This window comes from Methylobacterium mesophilicum (genome assembly GCF_022179445.1).
Lineage (GTDB): Bacteria > Pseudomonadota > Alphaproteobacteria > Rhizobiales > Beijerinckiaceae > Methylobacterium > Methylobacterium mesophilicum.
Map to the genome: position 1 here is coordinate 1 of NZ_BPQU01000177.1, position 233 is coordinate 233.

Consider the following 233-nt stretch of genomic DNA (forward strand, 5'->3'; position numbering starts at 1 on the left):
CACTTCAACTTCGTCACCGCCGATATCCGGAACGTTAACTTCTTTCACGCCAGCCGCTGGTGCAGGGGCCGCTGCCGGAGCTGCTTCCTGTTTAGCGGCCGGAGCTGCCGCGCCTGCTTCACCCGCGACTTCGAAGACCATAATCAGCGAGCCGGTAGACACTTTGTCACCCACGTTCACTTTGATCTCTTTCACGGTGCCAGCAAACGGAGCCGGAACTTCCATAGAAGCCT

The 233-nt window shown here is 58.4% G+C and carries 1 protein-coding gene; it reads right to left on the bottom strand.

What is annotated here, in order from left to right; genetic code table 11:
• Positions 1-225, bottom strand: a 225-nt coding sequence (locus tag MFF40_RS28640) for a biotin/lipoyl-containing protein (RefSeq protein WP_368858859.1), incomplete at its 3' end; no start/stop codon positions are given.
• Positions 226-233: the final 8 nt, after the last annotated feature.